Source organism: Aeromonas sp. R1-1 (assembly GCF_040908495.1).
In the GTDB taxonomy this organism is placed as follows: domain Bacteria; phylum Pseudomonadota; class Gammaproteobacteria; order Enterobacterales; family Aeromonadaceae; genus Aeromonas; species Aeromonas veronii.
In genome coordinates this window covers 33,183-46,232 of record NZ_JBFODV010000142.1, presented here as the reverse complement: position 1 = coordinate 46,232, position 13,050 = coordinate 33,183, and the positions used below count along the sequence as shown (strand labels likewise).

The following is a 13,050-nucleotide window of genomic DNA, read 5'->3' as shown; positions in this document are numbered from 1 at the left end:
GAGCTTCTCCATCATCAATATGCCGCTGGTGAAAACGCCGATGGTCGCGCCGACCAAGGTCTATGAGCAGGTGCCGATGATGACGCCGGAAGAAGCGGCCGATCTGGTGTGCGATACCATCATCAACAAGCATGTGCGACTGGCCACACGCCTCGGGGTGTTTGGTCAGGTGGTGCATGCCCTGGCACCGCGCGTCGCCCAGGTCATCATGAATACCAGCTTCCGCACCTTTGCCGATCCCAAGGATGGCGACAAATCCAAAGCCACCGCCGACCAGGTTGCCGTCTCCACCTTCATCAAGGGGATCCACTTCTAAGCCAGCGCAGTTGCAAGGAAGATAAAAACAGAGCAGGCCCGAACATTCGGGCCCGCTCTTTTAGTTTGAGATGATTGCTTATGGCCTAATTGCGAGCCAGCAGTGTGAGCAGCAGCGCCGTAGTGCGGCGCGAGTAGAGCAGGGTGAGGTGGCCAATCCCCGCCAGCTCGATATCTTCCATTCCCGCCAACCGTTGCCGCTCCTGCGGCATAACCACGTTATCGTGGCTGGTACGCACCGAGATCCCGGGAACGCAGAGAGGCACAGAGGCAAAGCGTTGCAACCAGCCGGAACCCGGCTCCATTTCCCGCGCATTGGCACCCACCCCCAGCATCGCCAGCTGGCTGCCCTGATGAGGCGTTGCCAGCGTGATAAGGCTCGCCACCTTGTCGCCACCATGGACCGCCAGATAGTCGCGGCAGACCAATCCCCCCATGCTGTGTCCGATCAGCACCAGCTGACTGGCACCGGTTGCCGCAAGCACATCGTCAATTCGCTTGGCCAGCAGCGGCACCATCTCGTCGATATGACCAAATGGCGGCATCAGGGTAATGGTGGCGACCACATGGCCTGCGGCCTCCAGTCGGGTGCGCTGGGTGCGCCAGATACCGCGACTGCAACCGTAACCATGTACCAGCAATACGGGACGTTGGCATGGCCGCAGCCGATCGGGTGCCATCAGCAAAGGCTCGAACGGTAACAACAAGGTGAAGGTGTAAAGGTAGGCCAGCATCTCCTGCGCCATCATCTTCACCCTGCGCCAGGGGCCAATAGCCGGGGAGGGGTAGAAGCGGGTAAACAGCCAGCTACCGAGCACGACCAGACAACGCAACCCAAGCAGGGCAAACACGACAAACAGCAGGGTCAGCAACCAGGGGAGTCCCACGACCAAGTGGGCGATACTCCCGAGGAGCAGCACCTCTACCATCAGCAGGATAAACAGGTGTCGTACGATCGTCATAAGGCCATGATCCGACCAGTCAGGCGTGGAAGTCAAATGGCACTTTGAGACAGCTTGATCCAGCGCGGCTTTTGTCGCTAAACCCCGGCGAACTCTTTTCCGGTGAGGTTATTTGCAACACTGTATATCCATACATATACTCTATCCATCATCACCAAGAGGAGGCCATCATGGCTGTCGAGATCAAATATGTGGTTGTTCGTGGGGGAGTGGAAAAAATGACCTTTGCCAGCAAAAAAGAGGCCGATGCCTATGACAAGCTGCTGGATACGGCCGATGAGTTGATGACCCTGTTGGCTGGCGCCCCGATCGAGTTGGCGCCAGAGCAGCAAGAGAGTCTGGCATTCTACCTGGCAGAGCAGCGTGATGTGCTGCAAACCCTGCTGCGTGGCGGCAAGGTTCAGGCAGGCACGAAAGAGGAAGAGGCCCCAGCGGCCAAGCGCAAGGAGAAGCCACTAAAGCAGGTGGCCTGATTGCACAGACCTTATTTCTCGGGATAAATGGCTCAATGCATTCACTTTATTTGCATTTAAAACCATTTTTACGGCTATTTACCCCGAGAATTTTTTAACAATGGTGCATATCCAATGCATAACTGAATAGCGTGCACCACTGAGCGACATTAACCAGATCTATGAGGAAATAATGAGCAAACAGTGGAGAGAACGTTATCCAGATCGCTCCCCGTGACCTTAATCAGCAACAGCAAAAGGCAGTACCAATCCCAATAGAAGCAGCATTCATGTATCACGAGCCCTTTTCTATCAACTCGGCTCACAGGCTCATTTCGATTCATCTCAGCATCAACAAGCAACACCATGACTCAACAACCATTATCCTTGCCGCCAGCCATGCCGCTGTTTGACAGCCTTATCTATCTGGAAGCTGGCAATCCGCAGGTCAATCAGTACCTTGCCAACCTCAGCCTCAACGATGTGCCTGATGCCGGGCTGGTTTACGAACTGGCGGTCGACTGGCTACTGGAGCAGCGCAACAGCGAAAACAACTACAAAACCTATCGCAGCGAACTGACCACTTTTTTGCACTGGTGCTTTCGAGAGGCGGCCATCAGCCCGAAAGATCTCACTCGCCGCATCATGATCCGCTATCTCGACTACTGTCAGTCCCCCCCTGACGAGTTGATCGCCTATCGCAACGTAGCGCAATTTGTCCTCGACAAGGAGTGGGGAGAGCGGTTGCCCAATCCGCAATGGCGACCGTTCCTCGGCAAGCGGGAACTGGGCCGCACCTTGCCCTATCGTCTTAGCGAGCAGGCGATGAAGACCAAGCTCGCCATCTTGTCGGCCTTCTTCCAGTTCCTGATCCAGGAGGAGTACATGGACAGGAATCCCGCTCTGCTACTGCAGCGGGTCAAACGGCCGCAACAGCAGGAGGCCGATGATCAGGTGCATGCCTTCAGCGAGTTGCAGTGGTCATACGTGATGCAGGCCGCCGACACCCTTGCCAACGACCATCCGGAGCAACACGAGCGCAGCCGTTTTCTCACTATTCTGATGTACGCCTGCTATCTGCGGATCTCTGAGGTTGCAGCCCGGCCAGGCTTTACCCCTGTGATGGGGCAGTTCAGGCGGGATCGCAAAACCGGCGTCTGGGGCTACTTTATTCCGCAAAGTAAAGGGGGCAAACGGCGTACCGTAGCGGTATCCCAAGCGCTGCTGGCGGCACTCGAACGCTACCGCCGCTTCCTCGGTCTCTCTCCCTTGCCAACACCGGATGAACAGACACCGCTGTTCGTTCGCCATAAAGCGGCAGCCCACGGCCGCGAGCAGGGTGAGCTAAACGCCAACCTGGGAATTCGCCAGCTACGGGATTTGATCATGGTGATCATCGGTAAAGGCGCAGAATTGGCAGAGCAGGATGGATTTGTCCAGGATGCGGCTGAAATGCGGCAACTCTCTCCCCATGCGATCCGTCACACCGGGATCACTCATGACATCAACCTGCACGGTCGACCGCTTTCCCACGTACAAGCCGATGCAGGACATGACAGCATCGACACCACTTCGAAATACCTGCACACCAGCAACAGTGAACGTCATGAGAGTGCGCAGCAAAAACCGTTGGACAGATTAAGTAGCGAAGTGAGAGATGACATTCCTAAATATTCACGATAAGTGAGACATTACCCTGAACTTTACTGTTCATCTTTAGAACAAGCCTTGAGTCATTAATGTCTCATCCAAGCAGGTGCGGTTATTTTTACTGATCCGGGATGGCAATCGGTTCAAGGAACCATGGAGTAGTCAGGAACCAGTGCCTGACCAGCACCCCATGCCAAAATGAAAGCGCCGGTTGGGCCGCCTGATTTAATTGATTCACGTACCACAAGGCCTTTATCGCCAGATAGGGGCCTTGTTCAATTCCATTGATTTGTCACCAATATTCCAGCCCCTTGCTCCTTGTGATTGCCTTAATACCCTGGTCACTGGGGAGGGGCGCTATCTCTTACAAGAAGGTTTTTTGTCAGTAAAGGCTTGGTTTGCAAGCAATAGCCCTAATATCCGTATGGAGCATGCCGCTCAATAGAGAATCTGACTCGAGGTATCGTGATGCAGCTAGAGGAATTTGTTCAATCGGCTATTCAACAAATAGCCAGAGGCGTATCCAATGCGTCTGATGATGTTGCCAGCCTGGGAGGGCGAGTGAACCCTCATGATCACATTGCATCATCATCAAGATCTCCACGTCTTACCAATATAGATTTTGATGTTGCGCTTGTTGTAACTGAGAGTCAGCAATCAGAAGCAGGGGCTAGGCTGTCAGTGATCAACGTTTTGAGCCTTGGTGGAAAGACCCAAGGGAACGACGTATATCAGCAAACTAGCAGGGTAAAGTTCACTGTTGCCGTAGAGCTACCAAAGGATTCAAGTGTCCGAGAAGAGCAAGGTGCTGCTTTACAGATCCCAAGCACTGTAACCGGTTGGTAATGGAGCTTTTCTCATTAGATGCCGATAAACACGGTTATCGGCATCTCTGATAATTGGTGCATTTATGTATACTCTTGAAGACTTAAAAAAAGCCGAATCCGACTTGCAGGATTGGCAACGCCGTTCCGATAACTATGATGGTAACAACCCGAACAAATGAAAGCTGATGGTTTGCTATCCATGTCTGAATCAGAGCAGCTTTCCGCCAGACTTGATGCTGCTTTTCCTTATGCATCAAGCAAAGAGATTGTTGAGTTTGAAGGCAAAAAGTATCAAAGAATGTTCTATCCGCTGCAAAAGAGCCGAAGCGGGAAAACTGTAACCGAATGGGGTAAGAGTTGGTCCTTGGTTAAGTAGCATTTATTCGCTTTTCTTCACTGATTGGCCCCAATCCATTTCACCTAGTGACATAACATTGGGGTCACACTGAGCCAGCAGTTCTTCCAGTGTGTAGCGCGGTTTGCCACGTAGTTTAGCGCGAGCACGCTCCACATCATCAAACGCCGCTGTCAGCAGCGCCGGATCACCATCTTCAAGGGCTGCCTGCAGATAGGCAACCATATCAGCCTCAGTGGCCAAGCCGTCAGCCACATCAAAGCGGCTCCATTGTTCAGTTCTCTTCATTCCGTCCTCCTGCATCCGTCATTGCGCATAATGCATATTATGTTAAATAAAGTATCTTGTTTCCTGTCACCACTTATTGAACTGTGTATAATGGCAACAATTGATCCTATCTTCGACCGGATGTCTTAAGTGGCTGAATTAACATCAGAACAATTAAAACCCGCTTTTGCTATTGAACAGTTCACCAAGCTTAGCGAGCTTGAACCTATCCCCTTTGCTGCGCTGCAACCCAGAGCCATTTCCGGCATCAAACGTCTTGCCAGTTTTGATGGTGACTGTCCGGTCATGCTGCTTAACGGGTTCCCCGGCGCAGATTACGAAGGCGTTTGCCAGACGCTGATTGCCGACTCCAATGGCAAGGATGGTGACCTGTTTGATCTCTGCTACACCGAGAATCTGAACAACCCCTACAAGCCTATCTGGCTGCGCCTGCAACCGGGCACCGGCGTTGAGTTTTGCGAAATGGTTGGCGAGCTGCTCAAGCTGTTGAGCCACCATCTCGATGCCGAACGCATCGTGACCCGCATCATGCGCAAGCAGAACAATGATCCGAAAATCGATGATTTCCTCTCCGACCTGGCGGCTCACGTGGCATTGGGTCTGGAATTCCAGCACCCCATTCTGATCAACCTGTTGATCCATCACGAAGCGCAGGAAGCGCCGGTGATTTATGGCCGTGATCTCAACTGGGATACCCTGTTTGGCTCCATCAATTACCAGACAGAACAAGGCTCTGTCTATGCCAACCAGCACCTTTTGGAGCCCGGCTTGCTGCGCGAAGCCAACGGCGGCTACCTCATTTTGCAACTGGACGAGCTGCTGGATCAGCCGCACCTCTGGTTCAAACTGAAAAATGCCATGCAAAAAGGCGAGCTGGACTGGAACGCCTATCAGGAAGGGAAAACTCTGACCCCCTTCTTCGCGCCTGAAGCAACCCCTATCAAGCTCAAGCTGATCCTGGTCGGTGACCGATTGGACGTGGCCGAGTTCCAGATGCTGGATCGGGATATGTCCGAACGCATCTTCCTGCGCGCGGATCTGGTGTCAGAGGTGAATATTGAAGAGGATCTGCAGGAATTTCTGCAGTACTTGGCTTGGCTGCGCCAGCGTTGGAGTCTGCTGGACTTCACGCCAGCCGCCCTCGCCGCCCTTTGTCGTCATGCCAGCCGCCTCTGTGACCATCAGGAGTGGCTGTCGCTCTCCGAAGTGCAACTCTCCGCCATCATGCGGGTGGCTGACAGTCTGGCCCGGGAGCTGGAATCTGATGTGGTCACCGACGAGCATATTCGCGGCGCACTGGAAGAGCAGGATTACCGCCTCAACTATCTGGTTGAGCAGTCCGATCAGGGGGTTATCGACGGCCAGATCCTGCTGCAAACCGATGGCGAAGAGATTGGCCAGATCAACGGCCTGTCGGTCATTCAGGTCTCCGGTCACCCTTATGACTTCGGCGAGCCGGTGCGCCTCACCGCGACCGTACACCTTGGTGATGGCGATGTGGCGGATATCGAGCGCAAAGCGGAGCTGGCCGGTCATATCCACGCCAAGGCGATGATGATTATCCACGGCTATCTCTCCAACAAATTTGGTGCAGAGAACCCCTCCCCCCTGTCGGCGAATCTGGTGTTCGAGCAGTCTTACCACGAAATTGATGGCGACAGTGCCTCACTGACCGGCTTGTGTGCCCTGCTCTCTGCCCTCGCCCGCCAGCCTATCTATCAGCACTTCGCCGTGACCGGTGCGGTCGATCAGTTTGGCAATGTGCAGGCCGTTGGTGGCGTGAACGAGAAGATTGAAGGCTTCTTCCGGGTGTGCAAAATCCACGGCATCACTGGCAAGCAAGGGATCATTTTGCCGGGCACCAACATCCAGCAGCTGAACCTCTCTGACGAGGTGATTGCAGCGGTTGAAGCAGGCCAGTTCCACATCCACCCGGTGGATCATGTGGAAGAGGCCATCGAATTGCTCACTGGCTGTGTCGCCGGTGAGCCTGATATGCCCGATACCCTGTTTGGCCGTATTCAGGAGCGGTTGGACGAGTTGAACGGCTCCACTGCCAAAGTCGGACTGCTGCAATCCCTGCTGGGGCGCCTGTTTGGCCGCTGATGAAGTGATCGGAGTTGTTTAGCGAACAACTGTAAGCTAAATTGGCCCGGCTTTGACCCATTTGAAGGAAATACCGCGTGACCGTAGACAATACCACCATGGAAGCCCGCCTTTCCCTGTGCGAACAGGGCAAGAACTCTTTTACCCGTGAAGAGCTGCTGGCTTGCAGCCGTGGCGAACTGTTTGGTGAGGGTAACAGTCAGCTGCCTGCCCCCAACATGTTGATGATGGACCGCATCGTCAAGATCAATGACAACGGCGGCGAACACGGCAAGGGCGAGATCCTGGCTGAGCTCGACATTACTCCGGATCTCTGGTTCTTCGATTGCCACTTCCCGGGTGATCCTGTGATGCCTGGCTGTCTCGGTCTGGACGCCATGTGGCAGCTGGTTGGCTTCTTCCTTGGCTGGAAAGGTGGCCCCGGCAAGGGTCGTGCTCTGGGCGTAGGTGAAGTGAAATTCACCGGCCAGATCCTGCCGACAGCCAAGAAAGTGACCTACAAGATCACCTTCAAGCGTGTCATCAACCGCAAGCTGGTGATGGGAATTGCTGATGGTGTGGTCGAAGTCGACGGCCGTCCGATCTACAGCGCCACCGACCTGAAAGTGGGCCTGTTCAAAGATACCACCGCATTCTGATCTCTCTGATTGGTGGTAAAACAGCATTAACGCAAAGGGGCCACAACGGCCCCTTTCCTTTTGTAATGAGTGATGAAGTACCTGCTACTTCATGAAGAGGCCTGAGCCCCGCCCTTCCATGGCGTCACGCCAACCACCAAGCCAATGCCCTCGGGCATCCAGGCATTGATACGGACACGCTTCTTTCTGTTTGCCGACCACGCCAGCCTGATAACCACGAGCACGAGCTCTTTCCAGACGGTCCCGCTTCTGTCTCTTCATCATCTACGACCCTCTTCGTGGAACAAAAAAAGCGACCAATTCTGCATCGGTCGCTTTCATCTTTACTCCTGCGAGCGCACTCGGTCAAACAAAAACTTCCACCCTAACCGGGCTATGTGACACAAGGCACTGAACTGGATTAAGTTTTAATTACAGGGAACTTACTCCTGATTTTTGAGTCCTTCCAGCTCTTCCCAGCGAGCAAATGCCTGCTCCAGCTCGGCTTCAGCGGCATTGAGCGCATCGAGTTTCGGCTGGGTTTTATCTGCCGGCAGCGAGAAGAACCCAGGCTGGTTGATCTCGCTTTGCAGCGCATCCAGATCGGCTTCCAGCTGCTCAAGACGAGCAGGCAACCCTTCCAGTTCAAGCTGCAGCTTGTAGGAGAGCTTCTTGCTTTTCTTCGGCGCTTCTGGCGCGGCGGCAACGACCTGCTCGGGCGCCTTGACCGGTGCACTCTTGGCCTGTTGTTGAGCGTTCTGCTGTTCGCGGGTCGCCATCATATCGGCGTAACCACCCACGTAATCGCTGATGCGGCCATCCCCTTCAAACAGCCAGCAGCCGGTCACGGTATTGTCGATGAAGCGACGATCGTGACTCACCAGCAGCAGGGTGCCGGGGTAGTCGGAAAGCAGCTCTTCCAGCAGTTCCAAGGTCTCGACATCGAGATCGTTGGTCGGTTCATCGAGGATCAGCAAATTGCTGGGCTTGAGGAACAGCTTGGCCAGCAGCAGCCGGTTCTTCTCGCCACCGGAGAGTGCCTTGACCGGGGTCCGGGCCCGTTTGGGCTCAAACAGGAAGTCCTGCAGGTAACCGAGGATATGACGGGAGCGGCCACGCACCATCACCTCCTGCTTGCCTTCCCCGACGTTGTCCACCACTGTCTGCTCGGGATCAAGTTGCTCGCGGTACTGATCGAAGTAGGCCACCTCCAGATTCGTGCCCCCCTTGACGGTACCACGGCTCGGCTCAAGCTGCCCCAGCAACAGCTTGATCAGGGTCGATTTGCCGCAGCCATTGGGGCCGACCAGCGCAATCTTGTCGCCGCGCAGCACTTGCAGATCTAGCCCCTTGAACAGGGTGCGATCGCCAAAGTCCAGCCCAAGTCCTTCGGTCTCGAACACCAGCTTGCCGGAGCGATTGACCTCGTCCAGCTGCAGCTTGGCCTTGCCCTGCAGCTCGCGGCGCTGGGAGCGCTCCATCCGCATCGCCTCAAGGGCGCGCACCCGACCTTCGTTACGGGTACGGCGAGCCTTGATGCCCTGCCGTACCCACACCTCTTCCTGGGCCAGCTTGCGATCGAACTCGGCATTTTTCAGCTCTTCGACCCGCAGCCACTCCTCTTTCCCCTGCAGGTACTCGTCGTAGTTGCCCGGCCAGGAGGTAATGGCACCGCGATCGAGATCGATGATCCGGGTGGCAAGCTTGTGGATGAACTCCCGATCGTGAGAGATAAAGACGATGGCGCCGCGAAAATCCTTGAGGAAATCTTCCAGCCAGTTGATGGCTTCGATATCCAGGTGGTTGGTCGGCTCATCGAGCAGCAACAAGTCGGGATCGCAGGCCAGCGCACGGGCCAGCGCCACTTTGCGCAGCCAGCCGCCAGAGAGACTATCGAGGGTCACGTCGGGATCCAGTCCCAGCAGGGTCAACACCTGACTGATGCGGGTCTCGAACTGCCAGCCGTTCTGATAATCGAGCTGCTCTTGCAACTCGCTCATCTTGCGAATGTTGGCGTCTGACGGATCGCTCGCCAGCTCCATGGAGATGTGGTGGTACTGCTTGAGCAGCTCCCCCACCCCCGCCAGCCCTTCGGCGGCATAGTCAAACACCGTCAGCTCGCTGGAAGCAGGCGGATCCTGCTCAAGGCGGGTCACTTTCAAATCTTGCTGCAGCACCAGACGCCCGTCGTCCAGCGGCAATTCGCTGGCAATGACCTTCATCAGGGTGGACTTGCCCGCCCCGTTGCGGCCAACCAGACAGAGGCGCTCGCCCCGCTCGATGGTCAATTCGGCATTGTCGAGCAGCGGGAAATCACTGAACGACAGACATGCGCCGTGCAATGTTAAAAGAGCCATGTGTGTTCCTTATTTCATATGAAAAAAACGGGCAGCAGACTGGGTCTGCCCCCGTTTTATCGTCAAATCACTCTCACCCCTGACGGGCGGCCCAGCTTTTGAGCTCGGCCAGCGTGAAGGGCCAACCGAGCTCGCGGCCTGCTTCGTCACGCAGCACCGGAATGCGCACCCGATAGGCGGCAAGCCACTGCTCATCATCCATGATGTCGCACTGGCGGGTGGCGGCGGCAAGACCTGCCTCCTCCACCAGCGCCCAGGCCAGCTCGCACAGGTGGCAACCGTCGGTATGAAACAGGGTCAGCATCACGCCTCGCCTTGCTCCGGTGCATGGGTGATGATCCAGCAGTTGTGGATGTGCTGGTTGCGCTCGAAATCCTTCGGTCGCGTCTTCTGGGTGATGTTCTGGGCCTTGAGACCAGTGGCCTCGAGACCGGCCAGATCCATCTTGAAGTGACGCTTGTTGTTGGAGAAGACCAGAGTGCCGTCCGCCGCCAGCAGGCGCTTCAGGTGCTGCATCAGCAACAGGTGATCGCGCTGTACGTCGAAGCTCTCGTCCATCCGCTTGGAGTTGGAGAAGGTGGGCGGATCGATGAAGATGAGGTCGTACTTATCATCGGCTTCAGACAACCACTTCAGGCAATCTGCCTGGACAAACTTGTGCTGACGGCCCACCAGCGAGTTGAGACGCATATTGTCCTGTGCCCAGTTCAGGTAGGTGTGGGACATGTCCACTGTGGTGGTCTCGCTGGCACCGCCAAGACCTGCGTGCACGGTAGCACTACCGGTGTAGGCAAACAGGTTCAGGAAGCGCTTGCCCTTGGCCATCTGGCCCAGCATGCGGCGAGTCTGACGGTGGTCGAGGAACAGGCCGGTATCCAGATAGTCGTAGAGGTTGACCCACAGCCGGGCGCCGTACTCCTGCACTTCCATCCGGTGCTGCTCTTCGGAGAGCTTCTGATACTGCTGTTTACCTTCTTGACGCTCGCGCACCTTCAGGATCACCTTCTCGCCGTCCATGCCAGTCACCTTGATGGCGGCCTGAACCATGTCGAGCAGACGCTGACGGGTCTTCTGGGCGGGGATGTCCTTGGGCGCGGCATATTCCTGCACCACCAGATAGTCCTGATAGCGGTCGATGGCGGCGTTGTATTCCGGCAAGTCGGCATCGTAGATGCGATAGCAATCGATGCCCTCTTTATTGGCCCATTTCTCGAGGGTTTTCAGATTCTTGCGCAGACGGTTTGCAAAGTCCTGTGCCACCTCTTTTTGGGAAGCCACGGAGTCCAGTGCGATTTGATAATTGCGCAGCTGACACTCGAGGGCGCCGTTGAACAGGCGATATTGCTTATCGGCGCGCAGGCGCAGACAGCTGAGCAGTTCGGGGGATGCGGAAAGAATGGAGACTCTCCACCCCTGGAAGCTGCGACGCAGGGCATCGCCGAGGGCCTGGTGCACTTCCAACAGCGCCGGGAACTCGCCAAGACGCTCGCCATAAGGCGGGTTGGAAATGAGCATACCGACCTGGCGGGCCTCCCCTTGACCTTCTTCCCCTTCAACAGGGGCAGGCAACGGCAGCGGGTTTTCCAGCTTGGTGACATCGGCCTGCTTGAAGGTGATGAGATGGGCCACACCGGCCGCTTTGGCATTGTCGCGAGCTTTGAGCAGCACACGTGAATCGGCATCACAACCAAATAGTTTCACCTCGCAACGTTGCATGCCGCGTTTGGCACGCACTTGCGCTTCCATCATCAGGCTCTGCCACAGCTCGCTATCGTGCTGCAGCCAGCGATCGAAACCGAAGCGCTCGCGGCGCAGCGCAGGCGCCATGTCGGCGGCGATAAAGGCCGCTTCAATCAGCAAGGTACCGGAACCGCACATAGGGTCCATCATGGGCTCACCGGCCCAGCCACTACGGGCAATCATGGCGCAGGCCAGGTTCTCTTTGAGGGGTGCTTCACCGGTGCCTTGACGATAGAAACGCTGGTGCAACGCCGGGCCTGACAAGTCCAGCGTGATATTGGCCTTGCCCTTGCCCAGGTGCGCCATGATGCGAATATCCGGCGACTTCTTGTCCACGTCAGGACGCACGTGACCGCGCTTGGTGAAGCGGTCGACGATGGCATCCTTGATTTTCAGCGCGCCATATTGGGTATTGCGAATGGCGGGGTTGGTACCGGTAAAGTCCACCGCGATGGTAGAGGTACCGGAGAAGTGCTCTTCCCAGGGGATGGTGTGGGCGCCCAGATAGAGATCCAGATCGTCGTTCATCTGGAATTCGGAGAGCACCAGCACGATACGGGAGGCAAAACGGCTCCACAGGCAGGCCTTGTAGCCAATCGCCAGTTCGCCTTTGAAGTGGACGCCAGCCACGGTCTCACGGACCTGCTCTGCGCCCAAGGTGGTCAGCTCGTCGGCCAACAGGTTTTCCAGCCCCTTGGGGCAGGTTGCAAAAAATTCTTTCATCACGCTCACGGGGAACCCATAAAAATAGTGCCGCATTATACCTCATCAGGCGGGCTGGAGCATGCAAAAGTCGGCGCAAACAGCAGGATGGAAACAGATTGATAGGTGGCGAAAAGGTAAAAGGCCCCATGACTACCCGATGGCGAGATCATGGGGCCAGACATCATTTAGCGGATCACTTCATACGAGCCTTGAAACGGGGATTGCTTTTGCAAATCACGAACAATTTGCCCCGACGGCGCACCAACTGACAATCGGGATGACGCGCCCGTGCGGATTTGAGTGAACAGACGACCTGCATTCAGGACTCCTTCTTGCTTGAAAATGCACCAAAGCGCTTGTTGAAACGGGCCACACTCCCCTCGCTCGATACCTGCTTCTGCTTGCCGGTATAGAACGAGTGCGACTGGCTGGAAACATCGAGCGATACATAGGGATACTCCTTCCCGTCTTGCCACGTATAGCGGCGATCGCTCTTGATGGTTGAACCGACCAGGAAAAAGGCATCTGCCGCAGTGTCATGGAACAGCACCAAACGATAATCAGGATGAATATGAGGCTTCATGGCAACTCCATTTTGTTATGTTATAACAAAATGTAAGTGAGAATAGCTCTCGTTTCAAGCATAAAATGTCGTATGAAGAAAATCGCTTCAGTG

The 13,050-nt window shown here is 55.7% G+C and carries 14 protein-coding genes and 1 pseudogene; 7 read left to right on the top strand and 8 right to left on the bottom strand.

What is annotated here, in order from left to right:
* Positions 1–316, top strand: a pseudogene (locus AB5Y92_RS08450) (short chain dehydrogenase); the annotation flags it as partial.
* A gap of 85 nt (positions 317–401) precedes the next feature.
* Here the strand turns inward: AB5Y92_RS08450 and AB5Y92_RS08445 are convergent.
* Positions 402–1,277 carry a triacylglycerol lipase gene (locus AB5Y92_RS08445; protein WP_201987470.1) on the bottom strand — a complete coding sequence of 292 codons (876 nt, stop codon included), beginning with the start codon at positions 1,275–1,277 and terminating at the stop codon, positions 402–404.
* A gap of 170 nt (positions 1,278–1,447) precedes the next feature.
* Between AB5Y92_RS08445 and AB5Y92_RS08440 the strand changes: the two genes are divergently transcribed.
* From AB5Y92_RS08440 to AB5Y92_RS08425, 4 genes are all read left to right on the top strand, one after another.
* A complete protein-coding gene (locus AB5Y92_RS08440) occupies positions 1,448–1,750 on the top strand; it encodes a YebG family protein (protein ID WP_005333111.1) in 303 nt (100 codons plus the stop codon).
* A gap of 378 nt (positions 1,751–2,128) precedes the next feature.
* Positions 2,129–3,412 (top strand): site-specific integrase, encoded by a 1,284-nt coding sequence (locus tag AB5Y92_RS08435; protein ID WP_201987508.1) that lies wholly within the window; start codon positions 2,129–2,131, stop codon positions 3,410–3,412.
* 435 nt (positions 3,413–3,847) lie between these two features.
* Entirely contained in the window at positions 3,848–4,225 is a 378-nt protein-coding gene (locus AB5Y92_RS08430) for a hypothetical protein (protein WP_164536824.1), read from the top strand.
* 180 nt (positions 4,226–4,405) lie between these two features.
* Positions 4,406–4,582, top strand: a complete 177-nt coding sequence (locus AB5Y92_RS08425) for a hypothetical protein (protein WP_368226451.1) — start codon at positions 4,406–4,408, stop codon at positions 4,580–4,582.
* A gap of 3 nt (positions 4,583–4,585) precedes the next feature.
* On the opposite strand, the gene AB5Y92_RS08420 is transcribed toward AB5Y92_RS08425, so the two are convergent.
* Complete coding sequence (locus tag AB5Y92_RS08420; RefSeq protein ID WP_368226450.1) at positions 4,586–4,849, bottom strand: hypothetical protein; 264 nt, start codon at positions 4,847–4,849, stop codon at positions 4,586–4,588.
* 129 nt (positions 4,850–4,978) lie between these two features.
* On the opposite strand from AB5Y92_RS08420, the gene AB5Y92_RS08415 reads away from it, so the two are divergent.
* Positions 4,979–6,955, top strand: a complete 1,977-nt coding sequence (locus AB5Y92_RS08415) for a Lon protease family protein (RefSeq protein WP_040065560.1) — start codon at positions 4,979–4,981, stop codon at positions 6,953–6,955.
* A 98-nt stretch (positions 6,956–7,053) separates the two neighbouring features.
* On the top strand, positions 7,054–7,593 hold the full coding sequence (gene fabA / locus AB5Y92_RS08410) for a 3-hydroxyacyl-[acyl-carrier-protein] dehydratase FabA (RefSeq protein ID WP_196783564.1): 540 nt from the start codon (positions 7,054–7,056) through the stop codon (positions 7,591–7,593).
* Between the two features lie 84 nt (positions 7,594–7,677).
* Here the strand turns inward: fabA and rmf are convergent, their stop codons facing one another.
* The 6 genes from rmf to AB5Y92_RS08380 all read right to left on the bottom strand — a co-directional run bounded on the left by rmf (position 7,678) and on the right by AB5Y92_RS08380 (position 12,957).
* Positions 7,678–7,854 (bottom strand): ribosome modulation factor, encoded by a 177-nt coding sequence (gene rmf, locus AB5Y92_RS08405; RefSeq protein WP_010674759.1) that lies wholly within the window; start codon positions 7,852–7,854, stop codon positions 7,678–7,680.
* Positions 7,855–8,015: 161 nt separating this feature from the next.
* Positions 8,016–9,929 carry an ABC transporter ATP-binding protein gene (locus tag AB5Y92_RS08400; protein WP_164536836.1) on the bottom strand — a complete coding sequence of 638 codons (1,914 nt, stop codon included), beginning with the start codon at positions 9,927–9,929 and terminating at the stop codon, positions 8,016–8,018.
* 73 nt (positions 9,930–10,002) lie between these two features.
* Positions 10,003–10,233 carry a glutaredoxin family protein gene (locus AB5Y92_RS08395; protein ID WP_204383172.1) on the bottom strand — a complete coding sequence of 77 codons (231 nt, stop codon included), beginning with the start codon at positions 10,231–10,233 and terminating at the stop codon, positions 10,003–10,005.
* Positions 10,233–12,428: a bifunctional 23S rRNA (guanine(2069)-N(7))-methyltransferase RlmK/23S rRNA (guanine(2445)-N(2))-methyltransferase RlmL gene (gene rlmKL / locus AB5Y92_RS08390; protein WP_368226447.1), complete on the bottom strand. Its 2,196-nt coding sequence runs from the start codon at positions 12,426–12,428 to the stop codon at positions 10,233–10,235. Before rlmKL ends, AB5Y92_RS08395 begins: the two co-directional genes overlap by 1 nt.
* A gap of 139 nt (positions 12,429–12,567) precedes the next feature.
* Positions 12,568–12,693, bottom strand: a complete 126-nt coding sequence (ykgO, locus tag AB5Y92_RS08385; protein ID WP_005336596.1) for a type B 50S ribosomal protein L36 — start codon at positions 12,691–12,693, stop codon at positions 12,568–12,570.
* On the bottom strand, positions 12,694–12,957 hold the full coding sequence (locus AB5Y92_RS08380) for a type B 50S ribosomal protein L31 (protein ID WP_005336598.1): 264 nt from the start codon (positions 12,955–12,957) through the stop codon (positions 12,694–12,696).
* Between the last annotated feature and the right edge of the window lie 93 nt (positions 12,958–13,050).